The sequence below is a fragment of the Paenibacillus sp. fava2 genome (genome assembly GCF_058313675.1).
In genome coordinates, this window is the sequence record NZ_CM177755.1 from 1623973 (window position 1) to 1650684 (window position 26712).

Consider the following 26712-nt stretch of genomic DNA (forward strand, 5'->3'; position numbering starts at 1 on the left):
CTAAGGGACGCTCCGCGAGGCAGCTTTACCGGTAACTTGACGGTGTACTGTTTCTGAACTGTTTGAATACCCGGTTAAAGGTCCGCACATTTGTAAACCCGCAGTCGAGCGCGATGTCGATGATCGGCTTGTCGCTGCTGAGCAGCATCTCTTCGGCTTTGTTGACCCGGATGTGATTCAGGTAAGAGATGTAGCTCATGCCGGTGGTGCTTTTGAAGAACCTTGAGAAGTAGAAGAGACTCATCTCCGCCTGTCTTGCTGCATCCTCCAAAGTAATGACCTCCGCAAAATTGTCTTCCAGGTAATCCAGTACGTTCTGCATCACCTTCATGCTGCTCATCCGCCGCATGTCTTTTTTCTGGTCGGCGGGCTCAGAGGGGAGGTGACGCAGCAGCAGTCCGCAGAGCTCATTCAGCTGGCCGGTAATGACCTGCTCGTAATGAGGCAGCTTATTATAAAGTTCATGTTCTAGCTGAAGCATAAGTCTGGGGATGTCGGCCATCCCTGAGGCTTCAATGTCTGACTGATCCTGGCCGCCTGTGCAAATAAAAGGGTCAGTCAGCCGCACATCCTTCGGCCAGCCGGCGGGGCTTGCGATCAGCTGCGGGTTAAAGATAATCAGCTGAATGACCGATTCCCGGCCAGTGCTGTCGTAATAATGAATGTCTCCGCTGCTGCAAAAAGCCATATCTCCCTTATGAAGCACACGGCTCTCCAGATTGATGCCCATCCGGATGGACCCCTCACGTACATATACAAACTCAAGATCCGTATGCCAATGAGCCAGGAAATTAATATTGCTCACCTGCCAGGAGCTGAAAGGTAAATGGGAAGGATACATCCGGTTTTCGTGAAAAGCCTTCATACATTGCTCCTTTGAAAGCAGGCACGCGGATAGGTGCTGCCGGTAGATTTTATTAGATAATAGCAAAAAATGACCATACAGACAATGAAAATGACGAGCCGTCCGAGAGCGCTTGCATTACAATGGAGTGGAACAAGAGAGCAGTAGGAATCGAATTTGAAAAAGCTAAGGAAGAGCAACAGGGGCAGCCGGGAGCTGAAATAAGCAGGAGGCCTGTAACCCGGGTTCAATCTGTACAACAATAACTGGAACAGTAAAGGAGCATATAAACATGGCTAAAAAAGCACTTATCGTAAGAGGCGGCTGGGACGGTCACGAGCCGGTGCAGGTATCGGAGATTTTTGGCGGATTGCTGGAGGCTGAGGGCTTCGAGGTTGAAATTTCCGACACACTGGACAGCTTCAAGGATGAGGAAAAGCTGCTCGGCCTCAGTCTCATCGTACCGATCTGGACCATGGGCGAGATCAGCAACGAGCAGCTGCAGCCTGTGCTGAAGGCAGTAGCTTCAGGTGTAGGGCTGGCGGGCTGTCACGGCGGGATGTGCGATTCCTTCCGCAACAGCGTCGAATGGCAATTTATGACCGGATCGCAATGGGTAGCCCATCCGTTCAACGACGGGGTGGATTATGTGATCAACATGGTGCAGTCCAGCTCCAGTCTGCTTATCGAGGGAATTAAGGATTTTAAAGTAAAATCGGAGCAGTATTACCTGCATGTAGATCCGTGCATTAATGTGCTGGCAACCACAACGTTTCCAATCAGCGAAGGCCCGCATTCCGCCAATGGCGTAATTACCGTGCCGGTTGTGTACACCAAGAAATGGGGCGAAGGCCGCGTATTCTATAACTCGCTGGGACATCACGCGGATATCTTCGACATTCCGGAAGCGAAGGAACTGATGCGCAGAGGATTTGTGTGGGCGGCGAGATAACTGCGGAAAACCAACTATATCAATTGAACTAGAATACGATATTAAGGAGTCACGACTAATCTGAAATAGGAAACAGCAAGTTCAATTTATATGCAACTTAACAATGAACAGGTGGGATTCTTTTGGATAAGGTAAAAATCGGGATTGTCGGCTGCGGGAATATCAGCGGAATTTATTTTGAGAATCTGACCAAACTGTTCGTCAATACAGAGGTTTATGCCTGCGCCGATGTATTCAGGGAACGGGCCGTGGAAGCTGCCGAGAAATACGGTGTGCCGAATGTATGGTCCACGGAGGAACTGCTTGCTTCACCGGAGATTCAGATTGTGGTTAATCTGACTACGCCGAAAGGACATTTTGACGTATGCAAGCAGGCGCTGCTGTCCGGCAAGCATGTCTATGTCGAGAAGCCGCTGTCGCTTGCGCTTGCGCACGGTCAGGAGCTGGTGGAGCTGGCTGCGGAAAAAGGGCTGATGCTCGGCTGTGCCCCCGACACCTTCCTGGGTGCGGGAATTCAGACCTGCCGCAAGTTGATTGACGACGGATTTATCGGCGAGCCTGTGGCTGCTTCGGCATTCATGGTCTGCCACGGACATGAGAGCTGGCATCCGAACCCGGAATTCTACTACCAGGCAGGCGGCGGGCCGATGTTTGATATGGGACCTTATTATCTGACAGCGCTCGTATCGCTGCTGGGTCCTGCTGCAACGGTGGCGGGCATGACCAAGACTTCCTTTGCGCAGCGAACCATTACCAGCGAGAAAAAATTCGGCAAGCAGATTGATGTCGAGGTGCCGACACATGTTGCCGGTACAGTGCAGTTTACCAGCGGTGCCGTAGCCACTATGATTACAAGCTTCGACGTATGGGACAGCACGCTGCCCCGCATCGAAATCTACGGCACCCGGGGAACGCTGATTGTTCCCGATCCCAATACCTTCGGCGGGCCTGTTCTGCTTAAGCCGGCGGGCGGCGCGGGCTTCATGGAAATCCCGCTGGTGCATAATTACGCCGGCAACAGCCGGGGGATCGGAGTAGCCGACATTGCGGACTGCATCACGAGCGGCAACCGTCCGCGGGCAGGCGGCGAGCTGGCCAACCATGTGCTGGAGATCATGCACGCCTTCCACACCAGCTCGGATACGAAGCGTTACGTAGAACTCGCCACCAGCTGCGAACAGCCAAGACCGCTGCCGCTGGGGCTGATTAAGGGCTACATTAGCTAGATACTATAGGCTATTGAAGATCTACTCTGCAGCTCCTTGGGGCTGCAGGCAGATCTTTTTTGACAGAGGCGGGGTGGAGCAGACGGCTGCGGCCGGTTTACGAACTTTTTTAGCGCATCCGTTCATTATCCATAATTTTTGGTGGTAAGTTCTTTAGTTTCTGTATAGGACAGGGCAACCGAGAAGAGTAAAATGAAGTGGTCATGAAGTATCTGTTGTAAGCGCTAGCAACAATGTGATGAGATATTCCGCCTGTTGACGCAAACAGTAACAATGTAACTCCAGAATAACCCTGACCGGCTGCAAAGAAACCGGCTTGGCCGCAAGTAGCGGGTCTGACAAGCCCTAATAAAAGTATCTCCTGGCTTAAAGCCAAACTACAATCCAAAAGGAGTCCATAATCATGAGCAGTGTTAAACCTAATCAACCGCTCGTCACCCATATTTTTACCGCTGATCCGTCCGCCCATGTGTTTGAAAATAAAATCTACATCTATCCGTCACACGACCTCGATCACGACGGTCCGGATAATGATAACGGCGACCAGTATAAGATGGAGGATTATCATGTGCTGTCGCTGGACAACTTCGATTCTCCTGCTGTGGACCATGGCGAAGCGCTTCACCTGAAGGACGTGCCATGGGCTTCGGCCCAGATGTGGGCACCGGATGCGGCGTACAAGAACAACCAGTATTATCTGTACTTTCCGGCACGCGATAAGGGCGGAATTTTCAGAATTGGCGTAGCCACCTCGCCGACTCCGGCCGGTCCGTTCAAGGCTGAGCCAGATTACATTCAAGGCAGCTACAGCATTGACCCTGCTGTGCTGGTGGACGAGGATGATCAGGCCTACATTTACTTCGGCGGACTGTGGGGAGGCCAGCTGGAGAAATGGCAGACCGGCACCTTCCAGCCGGAGCAGACCGACGGGCCGCCTGCAGACCAGCCGGCAATCGGGCCGCGCGTAGCTAAGCTAAGCGAGGATATGCTCTCTTTTGCAGACGAGCTGCAGGAGATTTCGATCATCGACGAGGAGGGTAATCCGATTACTGCCGGTGACGAGGAGCGGAGATATTTTGAAGGACCATGGGTTCACAAATATAACGGCTATTACTACCTGTCCTACTCGACAGGCTCGACGCATAAGCTGGTGTACGGCATCAGCCGCAGCCCGCTTGGACCGTTCACTTTTAAAGGCACCATCCTTACCCCGGTAATCGGCTGGACTACACACCATTCCATCGTCCAGTTTGAGGATAAATGGTACCTGTTCTATCATGACAGCTCTTTGTCGGAAGGTGTGAACCACAAGCGCTGCGTGAAATATACGGAGCTGAAATATAACGAGGACGGTACTATTCAGACAATCGATCCTTACCCTGCCGGAGAATAACAGTTACCCCTTATAGCGCCACAATAAAGCACAAGAACCAGTGTCTTAGCGGGTCTTGTGCTTTTTGCACGGGAAAAAGGCGGGGGAGCCGCTGAAAAAGAGGGAGCTATATATGCTGCGATTTCATTCCAGAACGGGATTTGTCTGTAAGCCGGATGTCCGTATCCTCCTAATTGATGACTTGAAACTTAAGGTTTCAAGCCGCCGGCGACCGTTACAATAAAAACACAATAACAAGCAAATGGACAGGAGTGCAGCCGATGCAATACAGCAACCCCGTAATCCCCGGGTTCCATCCCGATCCCAGCATATGCCGGGTTAATGACAACTATTATTTGGTTACCAGTACCTTTGAATATTTTCCGGGGGTACCGATTTTTCATAGTAAGGACCTGGTCCATTGGCGGCAGATTGGCCATTGCCTGACCACTCCTGAGCAGCTGCCGCTGGCGAATGCGTGGAGCTCGGGCGGTATTTATGCCCCGACAATCCGTTACCATGACGGCTGGTTTTATATGGTTACTACCAACGTCAGCGGGACCGGCAATTTCTACGTCAAAACAAGAAATCCGGAAGGGCCGTGGTCAGCCCCTATTCCGGTCAAGCAGGGCGGCATCGACCCTTCCCTATTGTTCGACAATGATGGCCGCGTATACTTCCAGTCGTCGTGTAACGGGACTGAGGGCCATGCTATCTACCAGTGTGAGATTGATATTGAAACAGGAGAGATGCTGACGGAAAGCCGGTATATCTGGAAGGGAACCGGCGGTGCTCACCCGGAAGCCCCGCATCTGTACAAGATCGACGGCTGGTATTATCTCATGATCGCAGAAGGCGGCACCGAATACGGGCATATGGAGACGATTGCGAGAAGCCGGCAGCCATACGGGCCGTTTGAGCCCTGTCCGCACAATCCGGTGCTGACTAACCGGAGTATGGACAGCAGCATCCAGGCTGCCGGACACGCTGATCTGATCGAGGCACAAGACGGCAGCTGGTGGGCGGTATGCCTTGGCATCAGGCCGGTTGCCTATCCGAAGGCGCATCATCTGGGGCGGGAGGTTTATCTGGCTCCTGTCACCTGGACAGAAGAGGGCTGGCCGGTATTCGGCCGCGATACACATGTTGATCCGCAGATGGAAGCGCCGGAGCTGCCTCAGACTCCCTGGCCGGAATCTCCGGTCAGAGACGATTTCAACGAGAAACAGCTGGGCTTTGACTGGAGCTTTTTGCGCAATCCACTGGAAGGCAGCTGGTCCCTGGAGGAGCGGCCAGGTAATCTTGTGCTGCACGGGCATAAGACCGGCCTGAGCAATGCCGGTGCCCCGGCTTTTGTCGGCCGCAGACTCAGCCATTTCTCCTGCAGCATTGCGGCGGCGATGGAGTATGAGCCGGAGCATGAGGGGGAGGAAGCCGGATTAACGGTCTTCATGAACGAAAAGCATCATTATGATCTCGCCGTAACCCTAGTAGAGGGCCGCAAAAAGGTAGTTTTCCGTAAAACCATCGGGTCCCTGCAGACAGAACAAACCTGGGATTGTCCGGAGGGTTCCGTTGAACTGAAGGTCGAAGCTTTCCCTAAGAAAATAGCTGCTTCACTGCAGACAGCGCAAGGCAGCACGATAGACCTTGGCTGGGGCGAGACGCATCTGCTCAGTACAGAGGTTGCAGGAGGCTTTACCGGCGTATTTGTTGCCATGTATGCGGCCGGTTCCGCAGAGGGGCAATCCGCTCCGGCAGCTTTTGACTGGTTTGATTATGAGCCCTCAGAGCAGCAGGACAGCCGGTAGCATTACATTAAACTATTCAAATTGTAACTGGAGCGAATCACAAACGGGCATATAGCCAATCTTTTGATAGATGCTATTAGATGTGGGATTTGCCAGGTCTGTATATAAGACGCACTTGGTAAATCCTTTATCCAATGCAAGCTGGCTTATCTGCGCCACAATTGAAGTAGCGTAACCCTTCCCGCGCTCATATGGAGGGGTATATACAAAGGCCACACCAATAGCCGTCTGCATTACCCTTGTAAATCCCGCCATAGAAACGGGTATCCCGTTGTCCTCTAAAATATAGATTTTTTTCGATTCGATCCGGTAAAGGTAAGGGGCTGCCTCTTGCGGGATGGACATTTCTGTTGTGCCATAATTCCCCGCTGCATAGAATGCTTCCGCCCAGTACGGGAAAAAGTGAATATCCTTTTTATCAAGCAATCGAACGGTTCCATGCTTTTGGATGTCCGGGTTTACTGCTGTAAGTTCATAGATACGTTGGCTCATTGTTGTTTTGAAGGTTATTCCCTTGCGTAAGGTATATTCTTTGGAAAAAGTTTCAGCCAGCGTTTTTTCGGTTGTCACACCTGGAACTTCACGGTCTTTCAGCCCGTCAATCAGACAGCTTACAGCTTCCGGATTAATGTTGTTATCTGTTGCATAAAGCGTAATATTGTGCGGCGGCGTCATTATGGCGGTAAGCTGTATGCCCTTGTCATCCGAAATCGTTGCCATAAGCCAGTTTACAGGGTCACGCCAGTCTGTCTTGTCTTTTGCTTCATGCCCCATGATGATATTGCCAAGAGGAATCAAATTTTGCGCTTCATGACGCATCAGTACATCATAGGTATCCTTGTAAAAATCATGCACATCCGTATACAGCTTGAACTGCATTCTACTTCACCCTTTCTTCGGCTCGGCGCTTATTCGAAGTTGCTCCGCGTTAATTCAAGAATTCCCCCGATAAGCCTTCGGCGACATGCCGTAGGCTTTTTTGAATTGGCGGGTCAGATAATTGCTGTCATTGAAGCCGCACATATAGGAAATCTCCGTGATGGAATGCCTGCTCCCGCGGAGCAGCGTGCAGGCCAGCTCCAGCCGCAGGCGCTGGATGTAGGCGATCGGAGTCGTCTGGTAGTAAGCCCGGAAGATCCGGTTCAGATGCCTGACTGAAATCCGCGACTGCGCGGCGATATCCTCCAGTGTAATCTGCTCACAATAATGATCCTCGATGTAGGAGATGGCGCTGGCGAGGTGCATCAGGCTGTTATCCGTCCCGGCCTCCTGATTCTCATAGTGCCTGGACAGATACACCACCAGCTCCATGAAGCGTGAGGCGAGCATCGTCTGGTAGCCCTGCTGCTTCTCCTCGTATTCTTTGATCATCGCAGCGATGAAGGCGGAGACATGCTCAAGGCTGGCGATCGGCAGATTCAGCTTGCTATTAAACCCGTTGATGCTGCGGTAAAACGGCTCCAGCACAAACAGCGCCTGATAGCCGTTCAGGGTTCTGAGGTCCGGTCCTGCGGATTTCAGCATCTCGGCCTTATACATAATGTTGCAGATTTTAAAATCGTACGGTGCCTTGTAAGCATGCGGAGTGCCGCCGCTGATGACGAAGACGTTGCCTTTTTTGATAAAGGATTCCTCATCATTGACGACATGGGTGGCGTGTCCGTTAAGCACGATAACCAGCTCGGAGAAGTCGGCATGCTTATGGAGAGACATGTCCTCCGCATGACCGCCGTATTGGATAAAGAACGGGAATTGCTCATCTGTAGTGAACCAGTTCAGATAGACATTACTCACAAGGGGACCTCCCGGAAAATACAGCATTCGTGTCTATATAATGCTATTTTATGACCTGAAAATCAAGGTATCCGGCCAAGAGCGCGGAGTAAAATGAGAGCATCACCAAGAGCAACGCGGATAGGCGATGATGTTTGCAACCGCATTCAAGAAGCTTATGCATCAGATTAGAGCTAAAGGGGGATTTACCAGATGAATCATAATGTATCGAAAAAGCTGGGGGCAGCACTGCTGGCAGGCTTACTGCTGGCCGGCTGCAGCAATTCCGGGAACAATGCTACGGATAATACGAACGGGAACAGCGGTAATGGTACGGAGCCGGTGACCTTCACGTTTTTTGGAGCAGATGCCAGCCCGAACTGGAATAACATGCAGGACGATGTAGGCAAAGAAATTATAGCGAAGACCGGGGTTACCCTGCAGGCGGAATTTGATGTGGGCGGAGGAGGCGGACAGGACCGGATTTCCATGATGGCCGCAAGCGGCGAGTACCCGGATATTATTTTCGCCAAGGGGGAAATTGGCAAGCTGGTGGATGCCGAAGCCCTGATTGATCTGACCGATCTGATCGATAAGCATGCGCCTAACATCAAAAAAGTCATGGAAGGCAACATGAACCGCATGAAATACAGCAAGGACAACGAAGCGATTTACTCGATTCCGACGAATGTCGGCGTAGGCGAACAGAAATTTGATGCGACCAACGGCTTCCAGATTCAGCACAGGGTACTTAAGGAACTGGGCTATCCGGAAGTGAGAACAGTCAAGGATTTTGAGAATGTGCTCAAAGAATATTATGCCAAGCATCCGACGACAGACGGTCAGCCGACAATCCCGATGACGCTGAATGCCGACGGCTGGAAGATCATGATTACCGTAACCAACCAGGGGGATATTACGACTGGCGGGGCCAATGACGGGGAGTATTTTGTGAATCCGGAGACGTATGAGACGATGCTGCACTATAAAAAACCGGAGGAAAAGGAGTATTTCCGCTGGCTGAACCACATGTACAATGAGGGGCTGCTCGACAAGGACTCTTTTGTGCAAAAGGATGACCAGTATAAAGCGAAAATCTCCAGCGGCCGCGTGCTTGGTCTCAGCTCGGTTGAGTGGGAGTACCAGGATGCGGAGAATGCCTTGAAGTCTGCCGGCAAAGACGAGTATACTTACGCGCATTTCCCGGTTACCCTGAGTGAGGAATACAAGGATCATGCGATGCAGGCTGTGGGAGTAGACGGCTACGGTATCAGCATCACTACTGCATGTAAAGATCCGGTCCGCGCGATCAAGTTCCTGGACTGGATGTCCTCGGAGGAAGGCCAGGTGCTGAGAAACTGGGGGATCGAAGGCAAAACCTACAATATGGAGAACGGAAAACGGGTGATGCCTGCCGAAATTCTCGATCAGAAGGTTAATGATGCGGGGAATTTTGCCAAAAATACAGGCGTTGGCTTGTATTCTATCTTTGGAGTCCGTTACGGAGACGGCGTGAAGGATTCTACGGATAATTACTATACCACCAACTTCCCGGAACAGATTCTTGCCGAATATTCGGATGCGGAGAAAGAGTCCCTGGCTGCGTATAAGGCAACCACCTGGAAGGACCTGTTCCCTGCTGAAGACGAATTCCCGGTAAAAGAGTGGGGTGCACTCTACAATATGCCTGTACCGACGGACGGAGACTATCAGGTAATCTACCAGAAGACACAGGATATTGTCCAAAAACGGATTCCGGAAGCCATTCTCTCCAGTCCGGCTAAATTTGATAAAATCTACGATGACTTCATTGCCGAGCTGAACAAGGCCGGCGCCGAGAAGATGGAGAAGGAATATACGGAGCTGGTTAAAGCGAGAGTGTCGCTGTTTACCGGCAAGGATGTTAAATAGTCTATTGAACAAGAGGGCTCTGCCGGTTTAACGGCAGGGCCCTTGTCTGTTGTCCGGTATCTGTGCTAATAAAGGGGAACCATCTAGCAGTAAAGGCTCAGCCCTTCGGGATGCTGCGGTAGCGGGAGGGCGAGAAGCCGGACATTTTTTTGAACAGTCTGGAAAAATAGTAAGGGTCGCTGATCCCGACAGCCGAGCTGACCTCCTTGATGCTGAGCTCCGTAAGGTCGAGCAGCTGGCCGGCCCGCTGAATCTTGAGCCGCAGAAAGTACTCAATCGGGGGGACCCCTGTCTCCAGATTGAACAGGTGGATCAGGTGCTGCTGGGACAGGCCGACATGCCGGGCCAGCTCCGTCAGCCGGATGGATTCCTCCATGTGCTGGTTCATGTATTTTATCGCCTGCTCCAGATAATGCTCCCGTTTCTTCTCCTGCGCCGACTTGCTGGTGTTAAGCCCGATGCCGGACAGCAGCTGCCGGGTGGTCTGGGCTACATGAACATGTGAGGTCAGCGAATACGTCCGTTCGGCTAGAAGCTCATAGGCAGGCTGGAACCATTCGGTGAATCTTGCAATTCCGCTGGGGGAAAGGGGAAGCGGCCCGGCAGACAGACCGAACAGGCTGACTAGCCGGGCGGCATGGTTTCCTTTGAAGTGGAACCAGTAGATGCTCCAGGGATTCCCGGCTCCGGCCCCGTAGCGGTGGGGGGTATCCGGCGGAATAATAACCAGTTCACCCTCCCGCACAGTCATCCGTTCCCCGGACCTAAGTTCAACCCAGCCCTCGCCCGATTCACAAAAAATAAAGATATGCGCCGGCGCCCCCTCAGGGCGTTCCCGGAAGTGGTATTGCGCATGTGGAAAATATCCGATATCCGTTACATAGAGCTCTGAAGTCAGAGCTTCCTGCTCCAGCTCCTTCATCCAATAATCAGGGAGAACGTACAGCTTCTCCTCGGTGAAGCCTTCACGCTTTTGCATCATGCGGCCGGCCATTTGTAAGCCTCCTTATTTTGTATTAAATATAAGTATTTGTATGTTTTGCGTTATAAATGATCCTTATATTTCTCGCAGAAACGGATACCGTCCTGTTTAGGACGGCGTAGCCGTTTCTACTTGTCCGGATATGAATATAATCCATCACTTCCCGCATTTCGTCAATTGGAACCTTCGCTGCCGGAGGCTAAAGTAGAACTATAAAAGCAAGGGAGGCTAATGCAGACATGAATCAAACAATAAATGCTCACACGCCCGGAGAAAGTCGGGCAGCGGCTGGACAGGTGCAGGTATGGGAATCAGAGGTGCTCATTCCTACGTATGAGGCGGGAAAGGCAGATCCGAATCCGATGTTCCTGGAGAAACGGGTGTATCAGGGAAGCACCGGCCGCGTGTATCCTCATCCCGTAATTGAGTCCATCTCGGATGTGAAAGCCGATAAAAACTACAAGCTGGTTATTCTCGAAAATGAATATGTGCGGATCGAGATTATGCCGGAAATCGGCGGCCGGATCTACCGTGCACTGGATAAAACCAACAACTATGATTTTGTCTATTACAACCGGGTAATCAAGCCTGCGCTGGTGGGTCTGGCCGGGCCGTGGATTTCCGGCGGAATTGAATTCAACTGGCCGCAGCATCACCGTCCGAACACCTTTGGCCCGGTAGAATACCGGTTTGGGCAATCAGAGGATGGAAGCGCCTCCGTCTGGGTAAGCGAAATTGACCGGATGTACGGCACCAAGGTAACTGCCGAGTTCAAGCTGTATCCCGGCAAAGCCTACCTGGAGATTAACGCCCAGCTGTATAACCGGACGGCGGAGCCGCAGACCTTCCTGTGGTGGGCTAATCCGGCAGTGGCGGTCAACGACCACACACAGTCTGTATTCCCTCCGGACGTTACCGCCGTGTTCGATCATGGCAAACGGGACGTATCCCGCTTCCCGATTGCTACCGGAACGTATTATAAACAGGACTATTCGGAAGGGGTCGATATTTCCCGCTACAAGAACATTCCTGTACCAACCTCTTATATGGCTTACAAATCGGATTATAATTTCGTAGGCGGCTATGACCACGGTGTCCAGGCCGGCCTGCTGCATGTAGCGAATCATCATATCTCGCCCGGCAAAAAGCAGTGGACCTGGGGCAACGGTGAGTTCGGCCAGGCCTGGGACCGCCAGCTGACCGATGAGGACGGCCCGTATATTGAGCTTATGACCGGTGTGTATACAGATAACCAGCCTGACTTCACCTGGCTGCAGCCATATGAGGAGAAGACGTTCACGCAGTATTTTATGCCGTACAAAAATATTGGCGTTGTTAAAAATGCTTCGATCGAAGCAGCGGTTAATCTCGAGGTGGATGCTGCATCCGGCCAGGCTGTGGTTCAGGCGTATGCAACCTCGCTGCTGGAGCAGGCCACGATTGTGCTGAAGGGAGCAAGCCGGACATATATCGATCGTACGGTGCAGCTGTCTCCGAAGGATGAGGATGCTTTTAAAGAAAGTGTAACGCTGGATGCGGGTGAGCAGGAGCATGATCTGAAGCTGACTGTCACAGCTCCTGGAGGCAGACTTCTGATTGCTTATCAGCCGAAGCGCCCTGACATTGAGCAGGTCCCGGATGCCGCCAAGCCGCTCGCTGAGCCGCATGAGCTGCGCTCCACTGAAGAGCTGTATCTGGCTGGCCTGCATCTGGAGCAATACCGGCACGCCACCTTTGAGCCGGAGGATTATTACCTGGAAGGCTTAAAGCGCGATAGAGGCGATATCCGCCTGAATGTGGCTAACGGCACGCTGCTGCTGCGCCGTGGCCTGTACAGTGAGAGTGAAGCTTATTTCCGTACAGCAATTGAACGGCTGACCTGGAGAAATCCGAACCCTTACGACAGTGAAGCTTACTACCAGCTGGGAGTGGCACTGCGCGGCCAGAACCGGTTAGATGAAGCCTTTAACGCATTCCACAAAGCGGTCTGGTCTGCTGCCTGGCAGGATGCCGGCTACTTCTCACTTGCCCAGATCGCAAGCTGCAAGGGTGAATATGCTGAAGCTCTTGATCTGGCTGAGCGCTCACTGGTCCGCAATTCACGCAACTACAAGGCCCGTAATCTGAAAGCGGCTATGCTGCGCAAGCTTGGCCGGTATGAGCAGGCACTGGCTTTTGCACAGGAGACAACAGGACTCGATGTTGCTGACTTCGGCGCCTATAATGAGCAGGCCCTGGCACTTGCCGCACTTGGTGATGCAGCCGCTGCTGAAGAGGCTTTGGCAGGACTGAAGCTGCTGATGCGCGATGACGCACATAACTATCTGAACCTGATTGCCGATTACATGGGCTGCGGTCTGCTGGAGGAAGCTATAGCAGCCGGTTTGAGAATGGTTCCGGCTGAAGGAACGGTGTATCCGATGGTGCATTATGCGCTGGGTGAGCTGTATGCACTTGCCGGCCGCTCTGATCTGGCTGAGGTGCAGCGCCGTGCCGGACAGTCTGCCGACCCGACCTACTGCTTCCCGAACACCCTGTTCGAGCTGGGTCTGCTGGAAAGCGCCGTCCGCGCCAACCCGGAAGATGACAAGGCCCACTATTATCTCGGTAACTTCTATTATGATAAAAAACGTCCGGAAGAAGCGATTGCCGGCTGGGAGCGTTCGCGTGAGCTGCGCGGAGACTTTGCAACCGTACACCGCAATCTTGGTCTTGCCTATTTCAACAAACAGGGGAATCCGCAGGCAGCCATGGAATCGCTGGAGCAAGCCTATGCCTGCTCACCGGAGGATGTGCGTATTCTGTTCGAGCTGGATCAGCTGCGCAAGAAGCTGGCTGTACCTGCACAGGAGCGGCTGGATATTCTTGAAGCTAAGCGCAGCCAGGTAGAGCAGCGGGATGATCTGTTTGTAGAATATGTTACGCTGCTGAATAATCTGGGGCGTTACGATGAGGCCCTGGCAGCACTGGGCTCCCGTAATTTCCACCCTTGGGAAGGCGGAGAAGGCAAGGTAACCGGACAATATAAATTTGCCCATACCGAGCTTGGCAAACAATTGCTTAAGGAAGGCCGCCAGGAGGAAGCGCTGGCCCACCTTCAGCAGGCACTGGTTTATCCGCTGAATCTGGGCGAAGGCAAGCTTGAAGGGGCGCAGGAAAATAATATCTACTATTATATAGGGCTGGCTTATGAAGGTCTGCAGAAGCAGCAGGAAGCTAAGGAGAGCTACATGACCGCTTCACAGGGGCTGGAGGAACCGACAAGCGCGATGTTCTATAACGACCAGCCGCCGGAAATGATTTTCTATCAGGGACTGGCCTGGACCAAGCTTGGCAATGAGAAGGAAGCGAAGCGGCGGTTCAACAAGCTGATCGATTACGCGGAGAAGCATATTTTTGACGAGATCAAAATCGACTACTTTGCGGTATCCCTGCCGGACTTCCTGGTGTTTGAAGATAATCTGAACCGCCGCAACGTTATTCACTGCCGGTATATGCGCGGTCTGGGACTGCTTGGACTCGGCCGGACCGCAGAAGCGGCGGGAGAGCTTGATACGGCAGTGGAAATGGAGCCTAACCATCAGGGGGCCATTATCCACCGCCGGTTGTGCGGGGAAGCAGCGGAGTAATTGGACGATTTGAAGCACCAGATCTCATATGAAGGGTTGCGGTTACTTTGATTAGCAGCGGGCGATATAGAGCAAAACTGGATACGGGCTGGATGTTCCAGCCCGATCCTCAGAACCAAGGTGAACGGGAAGGCTGGCAGGCTAAAGGCCTGCCGTCCCCTTCGGCAGTTACAGTTCCCCATACCTGGAATGTGCAGGAGGGCCTCGAGGAATACCGCGGCGCAGGCTGGTATGAACAGCTGCTGGAGGCTCCGGAGGAATGGACAGGCCGCCGGGTCCGGCTTTTCTTCGAGGGAGCCTACCGGGATACGGATATCTGGGTTAACGGCACATTGGCCGGGAGCCATTATAATTCCGGCTATACGCCGTTTGAGGCGGATATTACTCCTTACCTTCTTGCCGGAGAAAATAAACTGGTAATCAGAGTGGATAACCGGAACAGTGATACGGCGCTGCCCGTGAGCAACAGCTTTGACTGGGCAGATGACGGCGGGCTGATCCGGCCGGTAATGCTGGTAGTTACGGGCAACACGGCCGTAGGACAGCTGCGGGTAGAACCTAAGGTCAGCTTCAACAGTGATGGCAAGCATACAGGCAGTACGGTAGCTGCTGAAATTAAGCTGTGTGAGCCGCCGGCTGCTGCCGTCCATGCGGAGATTGCGGTTTACCGGAATGAAGCCCGGATCTGGCAGGGGACGGAGGAGATTGCGGCTGGAGCCTTGACCTGGAGCTTTGCTGAGATCGGGCTGGATGAAGTGCAGCTATGGCATTTTGACCATCCGCATCTGTATGAGCTTGAGGTTGTGCTGACTACTGGCGGAGAGATTCAGGACCGGGTTGTCCGCTCCTTTGGCTTCCGCGAGATTGTGGTGGAGGGTCATCAGCTGCTGCTTAACCGGGAACCGGTGCGGCTGATGGGCGTGGAGTGGATGCCAGGCTCGCACCCGGAGACGGGTATGGCAGAGCGGCTTGAAGACCTTACGGCCATGCTCGTCAGACTTAAAGAAGCCAATTGCATTATCACCCGCTTCCACTGGCAGCAGGGCAATGAGCTGCTGGACTGGTGTGACCGTAACGGCCTCCTGGTCCAGGAGGAGATTCCGCACTGGCAGCAGCCGGCTGAACCGGGGAAGGACACCCGCCTGCTTGCCTTAAGCCAAGCCAAAGAAATGATCGCAAGCCACTCGCATCACCCGTGTATCTTCGCCTGGGGAATGGGCAACGAGCTGGACGGTCAATCTGCGGTAACTAACCAATATATGGAGCAGCTTAAAGAGGAGTTTCTGCAGCTTGATTCAACCCGGTTAGTAAACTATGTAAGCAATACACTGCAGCTTCAGCCGGCATCCGATGCTACGGGAGCAGGAGATATGCTGATGTGGAACGACTATATCGGCACCTGGCATGGTGATCTGGATGAGGATGAGGTCATCCGTCAGATCATTGCGGATCATCCGGACAAGCCGCTTGTTGTTGCGGAATATGGATTGTGCGAACCGGCCTTTGAGGGCGGGGATGCCAGAAGAACAAGTATTTTGCGGGAAAAAACAGCGATTTACCGGCGTTATCCGGCGTTTGCGGCGCTGATCTATTTCAGCCTGAACGATTACCGCACACAGATGGGTGAGGAAGGGGAAGGGCGGCTGCGGCAAAGAGTCCATGGTTCTGTGGATCTGTACAACCGGGTGAAGCCGTCCTATGCCGCCCTGCGTGAAGAATCATCTCCGCTTGTGCTCGCAGGAGAGCCGGTATGGAAGGGCGGCGGACTTGAGCTGACGCTTGCATGCCGCAATGATATTCCGAGCTATACGGTGAGAGGATACAGCTTGTCGTTAGCTTTAGCTGGCGGTGAGGTGATCCGGCAGCAGCTTCCTGATCTGGCACCGGGAGAGGTACAGACGGTGCATATGGTACTGCCGGATAGTGCCGGCAGTACCAGTGGAACTAAAGATGGTTCTGCCCGCACAGCAGCGTTGTCCATACTCCGGCCTACCGGCTTCAGTGTGCTGGAGCTAGTGCTGGGCTGACTGGAGTTGTAGTGTTACTTTGAGCAATCGGGATTTATAGATAGGAAAGTTTAAAGCCCATGAGAGTGGTTGTGTAACCTTCTCATGGGCTTTTCGTTGCCGGCGGAACCTAAGCGAAATGAAAGGCAAAAATGCCTCTGATTTCGGCCCAACCGGCCAAAAAGCCGAAATGAAGGGCAAAAATGCCTTTGATTTCGACCCAGCCGGCCCAGACCGCCAAAAAGCCGAAATGAAGGGCAAAAATGCCTTTGATTTCGGCCCAGACCGCCAAACAGCCGAAATGAAGGGCAAAAATGCCTTTGATTTCGGCCCAGACCGCCAAAAAGCCGAAATGAAAGGCAAAAATGCCTCTGATTTCGGCCCAGCCGGCCAAACAGCCGAAATGAAGGGCAAAAATGCCCTTGATTTCGGCCCAGACCGCCAAACAGCCGAAATGAAGGGCAAAAATGCCTCTGATTTCGGCCCAAACCGCCAAACAGCCGAAATGAAAGGCAAAAATGCCTTTGATTTCGGCCCAGACCGCCCAAGAGCCGAAATGGAGGGCAAAAATGCCCTTGATTTCGGCCCAGCCGGCCAAACAGCCGAAATGAAAGGCAAAAATGCCCTTGATTTCGGCCCAGACCGCCAAACAGCCGAAATGAAGGGCAAAAATGCCTCTGATTTCGCCCCAGACCGCCAAACAGCCGAAATGAAGGGCAAAAATGCCTTTGATTTCGGCCCAGCCGGCCAAACAGCCGAAATGAAGGGCAAAAATGCCTCTGATTTCGGCCCAAACCGCCAAAAAGCCGAAATGAAAGGCAAAAATGCCCTTCATTTCGGCATAGCCGGCCCAGCCGGCCCTATCGGCAGCTTATTGCTCACCGGAGTCCAGTCCAATAAACGTTCCGTTCTTTACTTATCCGCCACAAGCTCATTCTGTACAGTAACCGTACTTCCCGATGCAATAGCCTCATCGACTGCAAACGCCAGCTTCACATCTGTTAACGCATCTGCCAGGGCATAGGAGGAAACACCGGTATTCACATAGTCAGCCATATTAAGCAGCGCCTGTCCTATTCCGATCTCTTCATCGGAGAGAGGAACGGCGGCAAACGGGTTGCGGAACAGCCTGCGCTGTCCTGCCCGCAGCTCATGCAGGCCCAGACTGTCCAGACTGCCCTCCTGTCCGCCTTGAACCCGCATTATATGAAGATACTCTGTTTCTTCCGTCCCCAGCCGGCGGATAATTTCATTATCGCGGATTTCCCCGTGCGATCCGCGGATAAGCACACGGTTCGAGCGCAGCGGGGAGAAATACTGGGAGCGGGTGAAGTCCAGCACGGCGCTCTGGCCGGAAGGGAAGACCATGATCGCAATATCCTGCTGCTCCGTCTTTACGCTGTCCTCTGCTGCACGCCCCCGGTAGGAAAAGTCCATAATCGGCAGCTCTACCCGGCGGGCTGTAATTTCACAGGCAGTGCCTGTGACGGAGAGCCACCTACGGATCAGGCTGATGCCGTGATAACCATGTGCCACAGAGACTTGAACATGGCCGATCTGGCCCAGCTCGCCAGCCTTGATATAGGCAGTTCGCGCCTGATGATGCGGGAGCAGCGGATATTGCTCGGCCACCTGAATTAACGGGCTGCTCATGGCAAGAGGACGCAGCAGCTCATATTCAGCCGGAGTAGAGGCGGTAGGTGTTTCGGCCAGCACGGGTATGTTCAAAGCCGCCAGCTCCATCAGCAGAGAAGCAGCAGCAGATTTGGACACCGCCAGTACCACAAAATCACTCTCAGCCGCAAGCTGCTCCACCGAACTACATACAGTAAGCTTATGTTTAGCGATCTGCTGCTCGTATTTAGCGGTATTACGGATCAGGGCACCGCTAACCTGAAACTGCTGCGGCAGCAGGTGAGCCAGCCTGAGATACATCTCCGCCCGCCAGCCGCTGCCGATAATGCCGAACCGGATTGGTTTGTTGACCATTAACGTTCACCTTTCCCCTTAGAGAAAAATTAGTAAAAGCGTGCCGACCGCAAAGCAGTAGTATGAAAAATAGATCAGATTACCTTTGGCCATAATGCCGATAAACCAGCGCATGGCATAATAGGTAGCTACAAGCGTTGTAAGGAAAGCTATGATGTAGGGAATGGCCAGCTGAGCCCGGTTTGGATCATTTGCAATGTCGGACGCTCCCAGAATCAGGCCGCCGATGCTGATCGGAATGTAAAGCATAAAGGAAAATTTCAGCGCGGTTTCCTGCTTCATGCCGACTGCAATGGAGGCGATAACCGTCGAGCCGGAGCGGCTGATGCCGGGAATCAGCGCTACCGCCTGAGCCAGACCGACAATAAGCGCATCTCTTACGGTAAGATTTCCGTCTCTCTTTTGCCCCCGGAGATTGCGGATCAGCCACAGGGCAACCCCTGTAACCAGTAGGCTGATGGAGACGGTATGTACTGAAGTGAATATCCGCTCTATCGTATCTTTGAACAGCACTGCAGCAACGGCAGCCGGGATCGTACCAATAATAATGTAAAGACAGAACATGAAGTCTGCCTTATACTCTGCACGGCGTGTCTGCAGAAAACGGTACGCGCCTGTGATTAACGCTCTGATGTCATTACGGAAAATAAACATGATAGCAATAAGTGAAGCAGTGTTGGTCAATATTTCAAACGACAGCCCGTTCTGCTGCATGCCAAGCAGGCGCTGCACGATAATCAGGTGCCCGCTCGAAGAGACGGGAATCGGCTCCGTCACTCCCTGTACGATCCCAAGCAGCAGATATTTTAGCCAGGTTACTATGTTTTCCATGTATTCCTCCTGTTGTCTACAATGTTGATGTTCTTAAGCCTGTCTGCTTCTAAACCGTTTCATCAGCACATAGAATCCGAAGCCCAGAATAAATACAGCTGCCGCCGGAAGGATGTACGGCTTGATGATTTCGTCCACATGCTCCCATTGTGAGCCCAGCTTATAGCCCAGATAAACGTACAGTGAAGTGATAGGAAGCATTGCTAAAAAAGTATACACACTGAATTTTAACACATTCATTTTAGCCATACCGCAAGGGACGGAGATTAATGTTCTGACCCCGGGTATAAAGCGCCCGTAAAAAGCAACGCCGCTGCCGTATTTTTCAAAAAAACGGTCGGATGCCACTAAATGATGGGGGCGGATGAAGATATACTTGCCGTATTTCTCAATAAAAGGTCTCCCGCCAAACCGGCCGATCGCATACAACGTAAGAGGACCAAAGGTTCCTCCAAGTGTGCCTGCCAGAATCGTTAAAACCAGCTTCATGTCCCCCAGGTAAACCCAGTAACCCGCAAGCGGAAGCACGAGTTCAGCAGGCACAAATTCAAAGGACAGGGCAATGACGATACCGGCATACGACAAATCTTTGAAGAACAGGATGAATTCTGTAATCCATTGCGTCATGTTGTTTCCTCCAGGAATTTGCTCGTTTTTTTTAGAAAATAATCTTTTGATTTAATCTCTTCTAAAATAAAGATTACCAATAGCTGATAGGGTTGTCAAAATTAAAAGGAGCAGTGCTGTCGCACCGCTCCTTATATGCAGGTCTATGCAAGCTGGAAAATGGCTTCCGGCAAGCCTTGCCATACTCAGGTTATAAGAGCACTTCCAGCCGGGAACCGGTCAGCTTGCTGAGCTTGTGATACAGCAGTCGTCCCCTGCCCAGTCCCGAGCTGCAGACAATGATGCATTTTTACGGAGGGCCTGTCCTTTAAGACGTTCCAGTGAGGTGGCTTTTTTTATGCAATCACAAGCCCGATAAAAGCATCATTCTTGTGAACAGCCAGCAAAGTTCGACAATTAATAGTAAATGACAGGACTGGATAGCAGATTTTATGTTATCATAAAAAAAGAATCTACATACATAAATACAACACATGCAATCCGTTACTCTCCGTAATTTATAAGATTATTAGCAGAGAAGCCCATTGCATGCGGGGCTTCTCTATTTGATTTGATAACGTTTACAGAGTTAATAGGGGGACATGCAATGAAGAAGATACCGATGATGCTACAGCTGGCAGTGATTCTATTCTGCATCATGGCCATACCGACAGCCATCCTGACGTGGTATAGCGGGGCACAGATTATAGAGAACTCAGAAGCGGCCATCGGAGAATCTGCATTAGCCGGGCTGAATGCCAACCGTAAGCTGAACGAGAATGCCCTGGCCAATCTGGCCCAGGACACGGCGCGTCTGGCTGCAGCTAATGTATTTGAACCGATCCGCGGTTTTGAAACCTATAATGAAGTGAACGCCAGCTATGCTAATTACACCAAGGCTAAGTCCGTACTGAATGAGCTGCTGAACTTGAACCGCCGTGTAGACGGGGTGAGTTCCTCCTACTTTTATCTGGCGGATTCTGATTATGTCATCTCTACTGATAACGCTATCACAACACTGGAACGTTACGAGCCGATGGACTGGACAACGGAAGCTCTTGAAGATCACAGAGGAATAAGCGGGGTATGGGTCCCGCGCCAGCTTGCTTCGGGTGAACATGTTGTGTCATATGTCTATCCGCTCAACCGACTATCCTCTCCGACAAGCGGACTGATCGTTGTCAACATGAAGGAGAGCCAGATCGGTAAATATCTGAATACAACTGAGGTGGAGGACGGCAGTTCCCTGCTGCTGGGAGCGGACGGAAAAGTGATCTCACACAGTAACAAGTCGCTGCTGCTTACCGATGGCCTTGAGCTGCCTTTTGTACAGGAGATTCTGAATCAGGATTCCAGTGAAGGTTATGCATTCCGCGATCTGGAAGGCAACCGGATGGTCTATGCATGGAGCCGCTCGGCATTATCCGGCTGGTGGAATGTTAGCTGGAGTTCGATGGATAAGCTGATGGCAGAATCGCGTGACATGCAGGGTAATATTATTTTGCTTACCGGAGCCATTATTGTGCTGGGAACCGTCCTGGCTGTCGTTCTCGCAACCTGGCTGTCAAGGCCGCTCAGACAGCTGGTGCGGACTATACGCTCCAAAAGCGATCTGGAGGTTGCCAACAGGAATGAGCTTGCTTTCCTGGACATGGCCTTTAAGCGGATGCAGGAGGAGGAAGAGGGCCTGTTCCGGCTGCTGCAGGAGCGCGAAGAGGATACCCGCAGCTTTGCGGTTCACCGTCTTTTGCGCGGAGAGATACCGCCTCGGCTTACGGAGGTATTTCCCGAGGCGTGTTACAGAGTTGTTGTAGTCTCGATTGACCGCTACAGAGTATATGTCGGCAATACCAATGTGGAGACCCGCAGCTACCACCGCTACTTGCTCAATACAAAGTACGAGAGTCTGTTTCCTGAAGGGGTTGTGGCCCACTCCGTCTATCATACCGACGGCAGTATTGTTGTTGTGCTTAACTTTGCCCAGGAGGAGCATGGCTGCAGCAATGATTCGATCCGTCAGGCGCTGGAGACCATCCGGGATGAATCGCTTGAACTGCTGACGCATACTGTCACCATTGCAGTCAGCGGTGTGGCGGATGCACCTGAAATGGTGGCCGAGCGGCTATTCGAAGCGATGGAATTAATTAAACAGCGGATCATCAAGGGTGCCGGAAGCATCATGTACTGGCAGGAGGAAGATGAGCACGGCCGCAAATATATTGACTCCGAAAACAGTGAGCGGCGGATTCTCAACTTTCTGGATGCCGGCGATCTGGAGGGGATTTTCAAGGAGCTGGACAACATCCGTGGTCTGATTAGCGCCGAACAGCATATTTCCTACGATAATATTATGTTTATCTATCATCAGCTGATCGGTGCGACGATTAAGCATCTGCGTGAGAATCATATCAGCACCGGAAGAACGGTTATGGGCAAAGGCGATATTTACAGTGTGCTTGCTGCGATGGATACACTGGATGAGCTGGAGGAGTATCTGCATACATTTTTCCAAGAGATTGTTCAGAACCTGGACCGCGGCCCGGCAGAGACCAATCACGGGGAACGGGTCATCCAATACCTGAAGGATCATTACAAGGAAGAAATTGTGCTGAAGGATATGAGCACTGAATTCGGAATCAGCTACTCGTACATGCGCAAGATCGTATATGAGCTGACCGGAAAAAGCATGATCGATTATCTGAATCAGCTGCGGATCGATAAAGCCAAAGAGCTGCTGCTCGATACGGATCTGACGATTAAGCAGGTTGCCGCAGAGGTCGGCTACTATAATGTCCAGAGCTTTAACCGGTTTTTCCGCAAGTATGAGGGGATGCCGCCAAGCAGCTACAAAACGGCCAAGAGCAAGGGCTCCTAGGAGACGGCTCCCGGCCGTTTTTTTATAGGAAACAGAAGTTAATGAAAACGTTTTTAGCTATCAAAAATGATCATTCACCTTCCTGAAAGCCCTTTAAAACCGCGATTCTATCAGTTTTGATGGAGAGCAGCATTACTCATTGTTTTCAAAAGCGGACAATCGGGCTAGCATAGATCTCGAGGCCGGTTAGGCAACTGGCACAGAGATGAAATGGTGTAGGAGGTGAGATTTTGAAAGTTGCAAACGCTTCAAAGACAAATCAAAATGCTCTACTAAGAAAGAATGAGCGCTTCGGGTTCCTCAAGCGTGACTGGCAGCTATATCTGCTGGTAGCGATTCCGCTGGCTTTTGTAATCGTATTCAAATACTTCCCGATGGCCGGGCTTGTAATCGCTTTTAAGGATTATAAGATCGCAAGAGGCTTCTGGGGCAGTGAGTGGGTAGGCTTCCAGATATTCCAGGATATTTTCTCCAAGCCTGATTTCACAAAAGCTATCCGTAATACGCTGCTGCTCAACATTCTTGATCTCATATTCAGCTTCACAATGCCGATTATTCTGGCCCTGATGCTGAATGAAGTCAAAAGTGTAAAATTCAAACGCGTGAACCAAACCCTGCTGTATCTGCCTCACTTCCTGTCCTGGGTTATTATCGGGGCAATTGCGTATCAGCTGCTTAGTGAAGGCGGCGGTGTCGTCAACAATCTGATTGAAATGATGGGCGGTAACCGAGTACCTTTCCTTCAGGAGGATACGAACTGGCTGATCAGTTATCTGGCCATCGGGGTATGGCAGAGCATGGGCTGGGGAACGATTATTTATCTGGCTGCAATCAGCGGCATTAACCCGGAAATGTATGAAGCGGCAACGGTCGATGGAGCCGGACGCTGGAGAAAGGTATGGAATATTACCATTCCTTCGATCCGTGCAACCATTGTAACGCTGCTGATCATGAGCTTGGGTAAAGTCATGGAAGGCTCGTTCGAGCGGATCTGGTCGCTGCAGAATAAAGCCACTACAGAGTTCACAACGACCATACCGGTGCTGGTGTATCGTTGGGGGATCGAATCCGGTAACTTCAGCCGGGCGACAGCGGTTGGATTATTCCAGTCCGTAATCGGAATCATTCTGGTCATTACGGCTGACCGCATTGCCAAAAAACTCGGCGAAGACGGTATTTTATAGAAAGGAGAGAACCCGATGAGCGCATCAACCGGCAATCCTGCCGCACCAAGCAAAGGTCGTTTTGACATCTGGGATATTCTGATTAAGTTCGTTATTATTGTAGCCTCACTAGCCTGTTTATTACCGTTCCTGCATGTGGTATCAAAGTCCATGAGCGCTGACTCTTATGTCATTGCCAATCAAGTATTTTTGTGGCCAAAGGGCTTCACTCTTGCGGCATACAGCAAAATTTTTGCTGATGCGAGTATCCTCCGCTCCTTGTACATTTCGGTTATCGTAACCGTCATGTTCACCGTGCTGGGAATGGTTCTGACCATCTGCGCAGCTTATCCGCTGTCCAGAGCCCAATTTAAGGGCAGCCGGGTCATCACCTTCTTCTTCCTGTTCACGATGTATTTCAGTGGAGGGATTATCCCGGATTACATGAACATCAACAATCTGGGTCTGATGGATACGATCTGGTCACTGGTTCTGCCGCTATCCTTTAGTGCGTTTAACCTGCTGATTATGAAGACGTCACTGACAAGCAGTATTCCGGTGAGTCTGGAAGAATCTGCGCGCATTGACGGCGCCGGACATTTCCGGATTCTCTGGAGCATTGTGATTCCGCTCTCCAAGCCAATTATCGCTACACTGTCGCTCTTCTACGCAGTTGGCCGCTGGAACGCCTATCAGGACGCTCTGTTCTATATCAAGCACGCCACTGATCTGCGGCCGCTGCAGCTCAAGCTGTACTATCTGGTCATCCAGGCCAGCGAGAGCTTCCAGCTGGAAGCAACTACAGTAACACTCAGTAATCCGGAAGTTCTTAAAGCGTCGGTCGTAGTCTTTGCTACTTTACCTATTCTCTGCGTCTATCCGTTTGTCCAGAAATACTTCGTTCAAGGTACGATGCTTGGCGCAGTCAAAGAGTAGTTGTAAAATCCGCAAGCAGCAGTTATACAGTCCGAAAATTCAAAATGGGGGTATTACAATGAACAAAAAGGGTTTTGTATCCTTAATGATGGCATCCGTCATGACAGCCGGCATGCTGGCCGGTTGCTCCGGAAACAACAACAACAGTGCAGGAAGCAGCAATGCGCCTGCGAATAACCTGGCTGAGGGCGAATTCGCTGATTATTCTCAGGGCTTTAAGGAAAAGGTAACCATCGATATCCCGGTCTATGAACGTGCGTTCGAAGGTTGGAATGTAACCGATAACTACTATACCCGCTGGGTACAATCCGAGTTTGGTGACAAATACAACATCGAGGTCAACTATGTTCCGATTACCCGCAGCAGTGAAGTAACCGATTACGAGCAGCTGCTGGCGTCACACAAAGCCCCGGACATTCTTTTCCACTACGATATGCCGCAGGCGCTGACTTATTACGGCGAGGATGTTATGCAGCCGCTTAATTATGAAGAAATAGAAAATTATGCCCCTACTTACTGGACTAACATGGGTGAAACCATTCAACAGTACGGCACAGTGGACGATCAGAACATCTTCTTCTTCGCGGCACGTCCGGAAGCGGACAACTTCGTCAACATGATCCGTAAGGACTGGGTGGAGAAGGTTGGCATGAAGGTGGAAGACCTGACTTCCCTCGAGAAGTACAATGAAATGCTGGTAAAATGGAAAGAAGCCGGACTTGGCGTGACTGCCGGCAACCTGATCCAGAACAGCTTCAACTACAGCTACGCGTTCCGCGAATGGCCGGTTGATAAGGAATACCGTGCACTGTACTCCGATCTGAGTGTGGCTGACTTCACTACTGCAGATACTGAGCGTTTCCTGCGCAACATGAACTATCAGTACAACAATGGCCTGATTGATAAAGAGTTCTATCTCCGCAGCGACGATAACAAGGTTAAAGCTGAATTTGTTGCCGGCAAGACAGGTACTTATGCAACCTATCTGACTAATAACGCTGACGTTTTCGCAGCTACTTTGGCTAACAATCCGGAAGCAGAATTCGCTGTAATCCCTACTTATGCATTGGTACCTGAAGGCAATAAGCCTCAGCAACGCGCATACTGGCCGTTTGGCTTCATCATGGGGATCAACTATGAAACCTCTGCTGAAGAACGCGCCGCAGTCTGGATGTACCTGGAATGGCTGAGCCAGCCGGAGAACCTGTTCAAGTTCCAGAACGGGGTAGAAGGCGAAAACTACACACTTGATGCAGAAGGCATTGCAGTGAAGAACCCTGATTTCAAAGGCGAATCCGTATTGGCACAGAACAACAACAAAGACTACTGGGCACTTGTAACTGAAATCGCTCAATATCCGGATGCCGAGAAGACACTGAAATCCAACATGCGTAACTGGTCACCAGCCGGTTATGAGTATCTGGCTGAAGATATGGTGAAATACTATAACGAAGCTGCTGAATTCCGTACACCGGACGCTATGTTCACCACTGTTCTTGAAAAAGTTAACGAGTATAAAGCGGATCTGAACTCCCTGTTCCAGGATCTGTACGTGAAGACTGTACTGGCTCCTGAAGCTGAGTTCGACGCAGTCTATGCTGAAGCCAAGGAAACCTTCCTGAACGCAGGCTACCAGGAAATCCTTGACGAGAAGCAGGCTGCGATCGACGCAGGCAAGTTCCGTTAAGATTAGAGTTTAGGACTAACTGAATAGAGCTATTAATGAAAAATCCCCGGCGGATCTCCACAGTAGTGGAGGTCTGGCGGGGATTTTGTGCTACTATAAAAAGTAAAATGAGCAAAGCT

The 26712-nt window shown here is 51.6% G+C and carries 19 protein-coding genes; 11 read left to right on the plus strand and 8 right to left on the minus strand.

Annotated elements, in window-relative coordinates; genetic code table 11:
- Window positions 1-25 precede the first annotated feature (25 nt).
- On the minus strand, window positions 26-805 hold the full coding sequence (locus AC4G46_RS07225) for a helix-turn-helix transcriptional regulator (RefSeq protein ID WP_491127322.1): 780 nt from the start codon (window positions 803-805) through the stop codon (window positions 26-28).
- Window positions 806-1136: 331 nt separating this feature from the next.
- On the opposite strand from AC4G46_RS07225, the gene AC4G46_RS07230 reads away from it, so the two are divergent.
- From AC4G46_RS07230 to AC4G46_RS07245, 4 genes are all read left to right on the plus strand, one after another.
- Entirely contained in the window at window positions 1137-1796 is a 660-nt protein-coding gene (locus tag AC4G46_RS07230; RefSeq protein WP_491127323.1) for a ThuA domain-containing protein, read from the plus strand.
- Window positions 1797-1918: 122 nt separating this feature from the next.
- On the plus strand, window positions 1919-3022 hold the full coding sequence (locus AC4G46_RS07235; RefSeq protein ID WP_491127324.1) for a Gfo/Idh/MocA family protein: 1104 nt from the start codon (window positions 1919-1921) through the stop codon (window positions 3020-3022).
- 403 nt (window positions 3023-3425) lie between these two features.
- Window positions 3426-4415, plus strand: coding sequence for a glycoside hydrolase family 43 protein (locus AC4G46_RS07240; protein WP_491127325.1), 990 nt, complete (start codon window positions 3426-3428; stop codon window positions 4413-4415).
- A 260-nt stretch (window positions 4416-4675) separates the two neighbouring features.
- The gene (locus tag AC4G46_RS07245; RefSeq protein WP_491127326.1) at window positions 4676-6205 is read left to right on the plus strand and encodes a glycoside hydrolase family 43 protein; all 1530 of its coding nucleotides are present in this window, start codon (window positions 4676-4678) and stop codon (window positions 6203-6205) included.
- A 12-nt stretch (window positions 6206-6217) separates the two neighbouring features.
- Here AC4G46_RS07245 and AC4G46_RS07250 read toward each other — a convergent pair whose 3' ends face one another.
- Both AC4G46_RS07250 and AC4G46_RS07255 read right to left on the minus strand, forming a co-directional pair.
- Window positions 6218-7084: a GNAT family N-acetyltransferase gene (locus AC4G46_RS07250; protein WP_491127327.1), complete on the minus strand. Its 867-nt coding sequence runs from the start codon at window positions 7082-7084 to the stop codon at window positions 6218-6220.
- 54 nt (window positions 7085-7138) lie between these two features.
- A complete protein-coding gene (locus AC4G46_RS07255; protein ID WP_491127328.1) occupies window positions 7139-7999 on the minus strand; it encodes an AraC family transcriptional regulator in 861 nt (286 codons plus the stop codon).
- A gap of 192 nt (window positions 8000-8191) precedes the next feature.
- On the opposite strand from AC4G46_RS07255, the gene AC4G46_RS07260 reads away from it, so the two are divergent.
- Window positions 8192-9889: an ABC transporter substrate-binding protein gene (locus AC4G46_RS07260; protein ID WP_491127329.1), complete on the plus strand. Its 1698-nt coding sequence runs from the start codon at window positions 8192-8194 to the stop codon at window positions 9887-9889.
- 97 nt (window positions 9890-9986) lie between these two features.
- Here the strand turns inward: AC4G46_RS07260 and AC4G46_RS07265 are convergent, their stop codons facing one another.
- Window positions 9987-10883, minus strand: a complete 897-nt coding sequence (locus tag AC4G46_RS07265; RefSeq protein WP_491127330.1) for a helix-turn-helix domain-containing protein — start codon at window positions 10881-10883, stop codon at window positions 9987-9989.
- Between the two features lie 227 nt (window positions 10884-11110).
- Between AC4G46_RS07265 and AC4G46_RS07270 the strand changes: the two genes are divergently transcribed.
- The gene (locus AC4G46_RS07270; RefSeq protein WP_491127331.1) at window positions 11111-14500 is read left to right on the plus strand and encodes a DUF5107 domain-containing protein; all 3390 of its coding nucleotides are present in this window, start codon (window positions 11111-11113) and stop codon (window positions 14498-14500) included.
- 47 nt (window positions 14501-14547) lie between these two features.
- Complete coding sequence (locus AC4G46_RS07275; protein ID WP_491127332.1) at window positions 14548-16527, plus strand: glycoside hydrolase family 2 protein; 1980 nt, start codon at window positions 14548-14550, stop codon at window positions 16525-16527.
- A gap of 109 nt (window positions 16528-16636) precedes the next feature.
- Here the strand turns inward: AC4G46_RS07275 and AC4G46_RS07280 are convergent, their stop codons facing one another.
- The 4 genes from AC4G46_RS07280 to AC4G46_RS07295 form a co-directional block, all read right to left on the minus strand.
- Window positions 16637-17341 carry a hypothetical protein gene (locus tag AC4G46_RS07280; protein WP_491127333.1) on the minus strand — a complete coding sequence of 235 codons (705 nt, stop codon included), beginning with the start codon at window positions 17339-17341 and terminating at the stop codon, window positions 16637-16639.
- 77 nt (window positions 17342-17418) lie between these two features.
- Window positions 17419-18495 carry a Gfo/Idh/MocA family protein gene (locus AC4G46_RS07285; protein WP_491127334.1) on the minus strand — a complete coding sequence of 359 codons (1077 nt, stop codon included), beginning with the start codon at window positions 18493-18495 and terminating at the stop codon, window positions 17419-17421.
- Between the two features lie 18 nt (window positions 18496-18513).
- Window positions 18514-19326, minus strand: a complete 813-nt coding sequence (locus AC4G46_RS07290; protein ID WP_491127335.1) for an undecaprenyl-diphosphate phosphatase — start codon at window positions 19324-19326, stop codon at window positions 18514-18516.
- A 33-nt stretch (window positions 19327-19359) separates the two neighbouring features.
- Entirely contained in the window at window positions 19360-19953 is a 594-nt protein-coding gene (locus AC4G46_RS07295; protein ID WP_491127336.1) for a DedA family protein, read from the minus strand.
- A gap of 586 nt (window positions 19954-20539) precedes the next feature.
- Here AC4G46_RS07295 and AC4G46_RS07300 point away from each other — a divergent pair.
- The 4 genes from AC4G46_RS07300 to AC4G46_RS07315 all read left to right on the plus strand — a co-directional run bounded on the left by AC4G46_RS07300 (window position 20540) and on the right by AC4G46_RS07315 (window position 26593).
- Complete coding sequence (locus AC4G46_RS07300; protein WP_491127337.1) at window positions 20540-22807, plus strand: helix-turn-helix domain-containing protein; 2268 nt, start codon at window positions 20540-20542, stop codon at window positions 22805-22807.
- Window positions 22808-23037: 230 nt separating this feature from the next.
- Window positions 23038-23991, plus strand: coding sequence for an ABC transporter permease (locus tag AC4G46_RS07305; protein ID WP_491127338.1), 954 nt, complete (start codon window positions 23038-23040; stop codon window positions 23989-23991).
- A 15-nt stretch (window positions 23992-24006) separates the two neighbouring features.
- On the plus strand, window positions 24007-24906 hold the full coding sequence (locus tag AC4G46_RS07310; RefSeq protein ID WP_491127339.1) for a carbohydrate ABC transporter permease: 900 nt from the start codon (window positions 24007-24009) through the stop codon (window positions 24904-24906).
- A 58-nt stretch (window positions 24907-24964) separates the two neighbouring features.
- A complete protein-coding gene (locus tag AC4G46_RS07315) occupies window positions 24965-26593 on the plus strand; it encodes a type 2 periplasmic-binding domain-containing protein (RefSeq protein ID WP_491127340.1) in 1629 nt (542 codons plus the stop codon).
- Window positions 26594-26712: the final 119 nt, after the last annotated feature.